The organism is Bacillus sp. L_1B0_5 (genome assembly GCF_000836715.1).
GTDB classification, from domain to species: domain Bacteria; phylum Bacillota; class Bacilli; order Bacillales; family Bacillaceae_G; genus Bacillus_A; species Bacillus_A thuringiensis_S.
Window position 1 is genome coordinate 1 of record NZ_JXIS01000166.1, and the last position, 8068, is coordinate 8068.

Consider the following 8068-nt stretch of genomic DNA (forward strand, 5'->3'; position numbering starts at 1 on the left):
TTAACTTTGCTAGCGTATCTTGTAATTCGCTGTTTAATATTAAAAATTGAGCATCCATCATTAAATAGTGTGTTTCATCCGTTAACACCAACAAAAAGAATTAAAGACATACAAGGCGGACAATTAATGTGGGTACAAGATGGAACAATGATTAAGTTATTTAGTTCAAGAATTTCTAAAAAAGAATTAATTAAAAAAGTTCAATCCATGTAGAAGTTAAAAAAGAGGATATGTATGTTTGACAACATACATATCCTCTTTTTTTATTTATAAACTGATCCACTTGGCATTGCAACAGAACCCGTATTTTTAATAACTTGCCTCCATTTCGGAAGATGTTAGTTCAAATGAACAAAAGTTCATTTTATAACTATCCTTAAGTTGATGGGCATGGGGCACGGCACATGCTCATCTTACATCCACCTTCATTGCAGTCCCATTAATTTTATGACTCCGATAACCTTTTCGTCATCGACCGTATAATAAACTTCATTTCCTTTCCGCTCATAGGAAACCATCTTATAGTACTTTAACTGTGTTAACTGTTGTGAAACTGTTGATTGCGAAGCACGTAATAACGTTTGTAATTCTGAGACATTTAACGGGCCCTTAGCAATTAATTCTTGAACCATCTCTAAGCGCATAGGGTGTCCAAGTATCCGTAATATATCCGCAGGTCTCGTATAATAATCAAAATCCATATGAAATGCTTTTGGCATCATTTTCGCCCCCTTTAAACAAAGCTCTTTCTCCATCCTAACGTAATCTATTTAGTCCCCCAATTCTCTACTTATGACAAGTTTTTTACCCTAATTTTTATATTTTGGTAACTACATTATTCCTGCCGTTGTCTCTGTATCTTACACCGTTTTCGATTTATCCTACTAAATAACTCATCCACTTCACTCTGTTTCATGTCCTCTGATACTTCTAATTTCCGTCCCATTGTTTCCTTCCACGTTCTTTTTAATAATGTAATCTGTTGTATAGACACTGGACTTAAGGGTTGTTTATTTTTCTGCTGTTTCTTCATACGCTCCAACTCAAACAATCTTTTCCTCATACATAAAAAATCCGTTGGAATATCCTCTCGCAAATGTAAGTCCCGTAGCAAACTTACAAAATAATTCCGTTGTCTTAATGTAGACTTTCTTTTTCGCATTGAGAGTTCTATTTGCTGTAATAACTCCTTTAAATCACCAGCAGAAACATCCACGTCTATCCACTTCTGAAAAAAACGTGTCTGGTCTATATAGACAAATACTCGCTGAATAAACGCATTCGTAATAAAAGATACATTCTCCTCTACAATAACATAATCCATATCCTGAAGAACCTTACGAACGATTCCTCGAAGATCGGCGAGAAACCCTCGCTGTAAAGGACGATCTAAATCTGTAAATAACATTCTATAAACACAATCCTTTCTACAAACTATGAAATTCCATTCACAGGAAAGCAACCGTGTACATATTTAAACTAGCATTTATAGGATATAGCAAGCATATACCAATAAAAAAATAATCATATCATAATTTAATAATATAAAAATCACTATTGAGAAAATGGGGAAGTCTATGTTTTACTCAAAAAAGAAAAGATGCCCGCGTAAAAGCAGACATCTTTTCTTCTTGGCCATTTTTAGAAGCCAGTGACTACATTAATGCTTTTAATAAGTCTGTTACTAACGGAATTACGCCACCAATAAATTTTAATACTGCGATTGCAATTTCCATCCCATGTATGCCCCCTATTTGAATCTTACTTTCATTATTAATTTGCTTTATCATACACCACTATGGGATTATTTTAATATGCAATTTTACATATTGAGCTTTTTCATATGCAATACATTTCATTTTTTCAAAAGGTAATTTCTCTTTCAAAAAGAATCTATACAAATATACATTTTTTGAAGGAGTGATTTTCATTGACTGAAACCCTTAGTATTGAAGAATTAAACACTTTTTTACCACTTGCTTCTCTAGAATCCTTGTCTGATGAGGAACAAAAGCTACGTTTACAATATTGGAAAGAACATTTTACTGGTAAGGAAATTTTAAAAGGTTTAGGCACATATAAAAAGAAATTATATGACTTGTATAAAAAACATGACGTTTCCACAACAAGTAGGCAACGAAAGGCAACTCCCCTACAGGAAAAAGAAACTCCTGTCGGCTCACAACCCAACATTGTTCCAGATATTATAGACACACCTGCCATTTTAGCAATAACTCAGCCTCAAAACATAATAGAAGTCACTTCTACCGCTCATACACCTATTTCTTTCGAACCTATTGAATCCATAGAACCATGTTCTATTCCTGAATCTTTTCATATTCATTACGCTGGGATAAAATCAAAAGAAAAGATGATTCTCCAATTAAAATCCATTGCTAGTTTATTAGAGGAAGAGAAACATGAACAGTATGAATTTTCTATTCAAATTCACAAAACTTCTCAAAATTAGTCCTATTACTCCTCAAAAAGGCTTCCTAATTTTAAATTAGGAAGCTTACTTACTCGACAGATACTAATAGAACTACTGAGAAGGTCTATTCTACATATTCACATTTCTTTTTCGTAAATCCCCATCTGATACAGGGTATTTATTTATAGTTTCAATTACAGCATGAACAATTGTTTGCATGGCTTGGTGCACTTTTTGTATTTGTATGATTTCTTTTTTTCTTTCACATGCTGTCATACTTTTTAATGTTTTTACCGAGAGACTTTTTAATTTCTGATACTCTTTTGTATGTTCTAACTTGTTTGTATCGATATACGCTATTGTAGGAAATTGAGATAACTGCTCGTTTTTATCTTTTTCCCATTGTTGATATACATATTGCTTTAAGATATGAATTTCTTTTTGTAGGCGTGCAAACTTTTCAATCTGTTCCTCCAATTCCCCTATTTCCATTCTTCTCACTCCATTCCTCATCGGAATATCCATCTAAGGAATACAACAATATGACTGTAAGTTCCTTTTATATAATTGTATACAAATATCCTACTTTTCCTCCGGTTTTTGTTCCGAACAATATAGTCTATTCACAAGGAGATTATATTCGCTTCTTGTAATTTGTTTAAAATATAGTTGGACTAATAAATCTTTATGCGCTTTTGAAAACGCTATTTTATCAATAAATTTCGGATACATCTAAGGCTTCTCTCCCATTCTATTAGACCACTCTTTCCACCTTTCATTATTTTATATGGATATAAAACCCTAATCAATCAAGACTCAATAAAAATAACAGGATATATCGCGATTGTACTAGAAACTATTAGTATTGTAGACATGTAAGAAGTATATTTTTTCCTATTTGAAGTCGATGGATGTCCAATTTCACGTTATGGAACATATAAAAAATGCTGCCTAACGTACACCGTGTTGAAATTAATTTTGAATACCTATGAATGAAGGGGGTCGGTTATTTTGAAACATGTGGAGACACATTTTCGTGAAAAACAGCGTAGAGAAAAAATTGAAAATATTTTTAACAAACAGATCAGAGGAGAAAGTTATTTTCTGTGTCCCTCATTCAAGTGGAAAAACATTGTGTTTCAGCAGTATAGTAAAATAAAAAAGCAAGAATTAAGCATGGAACAACTCATATCTTTGTTAGAGAAAAAAGAGATCTCGTTTGGACAAAATCGTACACTTATACAATATCCAATTGTTGCGTTCCTTGAGCACATTGCAAAAACTTTTGAGGAATCCATTCACATTAACTAATTACATTTGAAAACAGATAGAGAGATGAGATACACATGGGCCGAGTGACTGACATGCTTAAAGAAGCATATGCACCAAGAAAAAGATATTTAGATTTGTAATTTGGGGCAAATAAAATACTTGCTACTGATTTTACAGACAACAAATTACCACCATGTTTATTATTCATTCGAAAAGTACATCCTCTAATTGATGAGAAACAGCCCCTTATTAGTAAATCATCATCTACATCGCTTAAGAAATTCGGTTGGATACTATCTGATGTTGATCGAATAGAATCTCAAACGGATTTCCTATTCAAAGCAAACGATTTTCAATATTCATTCGTCTTATACCAGCAAAAAAACAAGTATGCTGCAATTGTAGATGCTCATTTGCGTAGCTTTTACATACAAGCTACTAACATTGGTAACACCGAATTAAAGACGCTCTAAAAAAAGAATGCCAAACACGTGGATTTTTTAGGCGTTTTCAAAATAAAAGTGCACTCGCTACCCTAGAAGAAACGCAGATAAAACAACAAAAGATAGTAGGTTAATTATATATATCAACAGAGAAATCTAAAAAATCTTGGAGGTGCTATTTTGAAAATCAATCAGTATACACTTTCCTATCGATTTTACGAAATCCCTACAAAGTATGTCGAGAAGGTTCTAACTTTTTTGTTAGAACCTTCTTTTATTGTTTTGAAACAAAAGAATCTTTTAAATTTTTTATCCAAAGAGATTTATGTAAATCAGTATGGGAAATCCAATTTCCTGATTCATGAGAACCGACAAATTCATTATTAACGGGATGCCAAACAATGAGATATGTTTCATTTTCATATTGTATTTCATCAAATTGCCGCAACGATTTTCCTAATGTATCGGATTGACCGATAGGTATTGCTCCTTTTTCTAAAATCTCTTTAAATTTTTTCAAAGGTATCCCACTCCTTAATATAGGTATATGTATATATTTTTTATAGGGTGTATTTTTTCCTGCTTTATTATCGCTGATTAAAAATGGATATTTTAAAAATATATGCAATAATCACTCTCTATAAAAGAAAGGCGAGTGTTGAAACTGTTATATTAGCTATATATATAATGAAAGGCGTACTAATAGTCCTGACCATACATTGCCCATAGCAACGATTCTTTCTTTTGCCGGGATTCAGAAGAAAATGACCAACCTCCCGTTCGTAAACGTACACTTTTACAGACGCATAGAAACATAGGAAAAACCATATCCATAAAAGTCGTATATTTATTTTACAGATGTCTTTAATTTTTATATACCTTTACAGATATGAATAAGCTATAATTGTGTTCGAGGTGAAAGAATTGCAATATAAAAAGTTTGGATATGTACGGGTTTCCAGTAAAGACCAAAACGAAGAACGTCAGATTGAGAATATGAAGCATCTAGGAATAGAGGATCGAGATATTTTTATTGATAAACAATCTGGAAAAAATATAAAAAGAGAAAATTATCAAATGTTAAAACGATTAGCTAGAACAGGGGATACAATTGTTTTTGATTCTTTAACGAGGCTAGGGCGTAGTATGAATGATGTACTTGAAGAATTTCGTTATTTTGAAACACAGCGTATTAATCTCCAGTTTACTAAGGAACCATTTATTAATGTAAATTATAATGGCGAAAGTACAAATGATGTCATTCAACAGGCTGTTCAAAAAGCAACTCTTACCATTCTTTCTGCTTTTGCAGAAAAAGAAAGGAATGATATCAAACAACGACAAGCAGAAGGGATTGCATTAGCAAAGAAGCAAGGAAAACACTTAGGAAGACCACCGGTACAAATTACGAAGCAATTCATTGAGGCATATGAGGCATGGCAATCTGGAAAGATTACGGCGGTCGGAGCGATGAGAAAATATGATATAAAGCGTTCTTCTTTTTACAAGCTAGTAAAAGAGTACGAAGCGCACGAAAAAACAAAACATATGGCGAAAAATGAATGATATTGAGAAAGGATAAAATTGAGTTTCTTCCTATTTATATAAGAACCACATTTAGCACCTTAGCATCCATACGCCGTATTTTACAAAATTTGACGAAGGCGTAATACCTGTTAAGGGGATTCCCTTGATAGGTCGGAGTTGCTATTATACATATCAAACAGGGTGCACCCATACCGTAATTTTTAAACAAACGTTTGATTCGTCATTATTTGCACAAAAACAAAAGGATTCGCTATAAATAGCGGATCCTTCTAATTGAATGCATATTTAAATATGAAAATGTATCTAGGAATCTGTCATCCTCTTTTGATATTTTCTTAACTTTGCAACAGAACCCATTTCGGACACAAATCAGCCGCTTCCCTACACGTTAAGGAACCGGCCGATTACTTTACTACTAATATATATTTTTTGTCGTGTAATGGTCTTAGATTATTAAAAATTTGTTTTTTTTCAAATTCAAATTCCAAACATAGTCACCTGTCAAAGCGATATGTTTCCATCCAAATGGAGATATATCTTGTAAGTGTTTTGCTGGATAGAAGAAACTTTTTAGGCTATTTCATAAAAAGAGTCGCCTCTACCGGATAATGGTCAGAGTAATCATTATACGTATATGTTTGGAACCATGATGTAACGGACCATTCTGGAGAGTTTGGTTGCAACACTTTATTTTCTATATATACGGGATTTGCATGATCTTTACTAGAAACAATGTAATCTAAATATTCTGCTGGAGCATTTGGGAAATTATAGTTTACAATACTATTTGTTGTCGCATCCCAAGTTGCTGTATGTCCTGTATACGCTGGTGACGAAGCATGTAATGTATCAAGCATTGACCTATACTCTGAATTGATATTATTCACAGCATTTATTTTATTTACATTCATATCACCACCAATTAGCACATACTCGTTAGAGGGAATATTTTTATTTTTAATAAATTCTTGAATTTCTTTTAGCTGTGCTGCACGTACAGATGCTGGTGTAGTTTGTCCACACCCATCATCTTCAGCTTGTAAATGCGTCCCAATTACATGAACAAAACGATCATTTTTCTTAATTTTAGTATATGCAAATCCTTTATTTGATAAATTATCTGGCCCACATCCTTTTTCAAACACATATTGAATTTTTTCAACGATTGGCCACTTACTCACGATAGCCACTCCTCCATCTTCAGGATTAGAAGATGAATAGCTTCCTAACGTTTTATCCCATTCACTTCCGTTACTACGGCCTATTACAGCTGTTTGATATTGATATTCTTTCTTTAAATTCTCTAACAAACGATCTGATGCACTATTATCAAATGCTTCATTTAATATAACAACATCCTGACCCTTTATATAATTAGCTGCACCAATTAAATCAGCACGCTGACTTTGTCCCCAGTTTGGATATAAATTCGTTGATAACATAAATACATTATGAGTCATCACTTTTAATGTATCGTTTTGATTTGTGGACGTTGCCGCTTGAGCGGTAGATCCACCATATAAAACTCCAAGACCAATTCCAAAACTAAGTACACCTTTTAAAAGCTTACTTTTCATAATTTATAACCTCCATTTATTATATAGTGATAAACATATTAACAAAATAATAAACATACATAATTGCAGAAGAATACTAGAATCTCACACAATTTTTGGAAATCGAAAATAAAAGAGCTCGAAAAAGTAAAAATACAATTTAGTACAAGTAAAAATTCGGAGAGTAGAATAATCAATACAACTTAATAGTTCTGCGAATTCAAAAAATGCAATGTGTTTCGTTATCACCTAAGTATTATTTAGAATAGCTCAAGTTTATTAATAATATTATTTATTAAATTCCCTTAATATCCGTTAAGCGTGTTTCCGTACGATATGTTTCATCAATGTTTAAAATGGATTTACCTTCAAATAACAGTGCATTTACAGGTTGCCCATTTTCAGGATTCCAAAATGTAGATGCCCACATGTGATAATTATTTGCAATATCATCAACAGTTTGTTCATCGGTTCTAGAAAATAGTTCATGCAAAGATACAGTTGTAGTTCTGAGTGTACCAGGGTCATTAGCTAATACATATGAGAATTGAACGGATCCTGTAAAGAAGCTACGACTTTTAATTTCATATGTAGCTGGTGTAGTGTAGACAGAAGAAACTAATTTACCTTTTGAATTAGGCGGTAATTTTGCGGATGCAGTCGAACTAAATGTTTTTGTAAATGTTTTTGAATCAGATGTTCCAGATTGATTAGAATTGGTATATTCATATGCAACTTCTCCACCAACTTCTGCATCTTTAACAAGGAGATTCACTTTCGCTTTATAAGTGAGAGGGTGTTGCAAAACTAAAATAAAT

Annotated in this window: 9 protein-coding genes and 2 pseudogenes; 4 read left to right on the forward strand and 7 right to left on the reverse strand. The window is 32.7% G+C overall.

The window, feature by feature from the left end:
* A pseudogene (locus tag RT27_RS31040) lies at positions 1-213 on the forward strand (DUF4367 domain-containing protein); the annotation flags it as partial.
* 212 nt (positions 214-425) lie between these two features.
* Here the strand turns inward: RT27_RS31040 and RT27_RS31045 are convergent.
* The 3 genes from RT27_RS31045 to RT27_RS36180 all read right to left on the reverse strand — a co-directional run bounded on the left by RT27_RS31045 (position 426) and on the right by RT27_RS36180 (position 1790).
* On the reverse strand, positions 426-719 hold the full coding sequence (locus tag RT27_RS31045) for a metalloregulator ArsR/SmtB family transcription factor (RefSeq protein ID WP_043939027.1): 294 nt from the start codon (positions 717-719) through the stop codon (positions 426-428).
* Positions 720-835: 116 nt separating this feature from the next.
* Positions 836-1408, reverse strand: coding sequence for a hypothetical protein (locus tag RT27_RS31050; protein ID WP_043939029.1), 573 nt, complete (start codon positions 1406-1408; stop codon positions 836-838).
* A gap of 247 nt (positions 1409-1655) precedes the next feature.
* Positions 1656-1790 (reverse strand): hypothetical protein, encoded by a 135-nt coding sequence (locus tag RT27_RS36180; RefSeq protein WP_254914706.1) that lies wholly within the window; start codon positions 1788-1790, stop codon positions 1656-1658.
* Between the two features lie 140 nt (positions 1791-1930).
* Here RT27_RS36180 and RT27_RS31055 point away from each other — a divergent pair, with 140 nt between their 5' ends.
* Positions 1931-2470 carry a hypothetical protein gene (locus tag RT27_RS31055; RefSeq protein ID WP_043939034.1) on the forward strand — a complete coding sequence of 180 codons (540 nt, stop codon included), beginning with the start codon at positions 1931-1933 and terminating at the stop codon, positions 2468-2470.
* A gap of 90 nt (positions 2471-2560) precedes the next feature.
* Here RT27_RS31055 and RT27_RS31060 read toward each other — a convergent pair whose 3' ends face one another.
* Positions 2561-2923 (reverse strand): hypothetical protein, encoded by a 363-nt coding sequence (locus tag RT27_RS31060; protein ID WP_043939036.1) that lies wholly within the window; start codon positions 2921-2923, stop codon positions 2561-2563.
* Between the two features lie 519 nt (positions 2924-3442).
* Between RT27_RS31060 and RT27_RS31065 the strand changes: the two genes are divergently transcribed.
* Positions 3443-3742 (forward strand): hypothetical protein, encoded by a 300-nt coding sequence (locus RT27_RS31065; protein ID WP_043939038.1) that lies wholly within the window; start codon positions 3443-3445, stop codon positions 3740-3742.
* Positions 3743-4420: 678 nt separating this feature from the next.
* Here RT27_RS31065 and RT27_RS31070 read toward each other — a convergent pair.
* Positions 4421-4672: a hypothetical protein gene (locus tag RT27_RS31070; RefSeq protein ID WP_043324655.1), complete on the reverse strand. Its 252-nt coding sequence runs from the start codon at positions 4670-4672 to the stop codon at positions 4421-4423.
* A gap of 398 nt (positions 4673-5070) precedes the next feature.
* On the opposite strand from RT27_RS31070, the gene RT27_RS31075 reads away from it, so the two are divergent.
* On the forward strand, positions 5071-5712 hold the full coding sequence (locus RT27_RS31075) for a recombinase family protein (RefSeq protein ID WP_043939040.1): 642 nt from the start codon (positions 5071-5073) through the stop codon (positions 5710-5712).
* A 557-nt stretch (positions 5713-6269) separates the two neighbouring features.
* On the opposite strand, the gene sph is transcribed toward RT27_RS31075, so the two are convergent.
* Entirely contained in the window at positions 6270-7271 is a 1002-nt protein-coding gene (gene sph / locus RT27_RS31080; RefSeq protein ID WP_043939042.1) for a sphingomyelin phosphodiesterase, read from the reverse strand.
* A 274-nt stretch (positions 7272-7545) separates the two neighbouring features.
* A pseudogene (locus RT27_RS35990) lies at positions 7546-8068 on the reverse strand (hypothetical protein); the annotation flags it as partial.

Excerpts from the sequence above, each read along its gene's own strand:
- sph (WP_043939042.1), bottom strand. The coding sequence starts at position 7,271 with ATGAAAAGTAAGCTTTTAAAAGGTGTACTTAGTTTTGGAATTGGTCTT.
- RT27_RS31045 (WP_043939027.1), bottom strand. The coding sequence starts at position 719 with ATGCCAAAAGCATTTCATATGGATTTTGATTATTATACGAGACCTGCG.
- RT27_RS31050 (WP_043939029.1), bottom strand. The coding sequence starts at position 1,408 with ATGTTATTTACAGATTTAGATCGTCCTTTACAGCGAGGGTTTCTCGCC.
- RT27_RS31060 (WP_043939036.1), bottom strand. The coding sequence starts at position 2,923 with ATGGAAATAGGGGAATTGGAGGAACAGATTGAAAAGTTTGCACGCCTA.
- RT27_RS36180 (WP_254914706.1), bottom strand. The coding sequence starts at position 1,790 with ATGATAAAGCAAATTAATAATGAAAGTAAGATTCAAATAGGGGGCATA.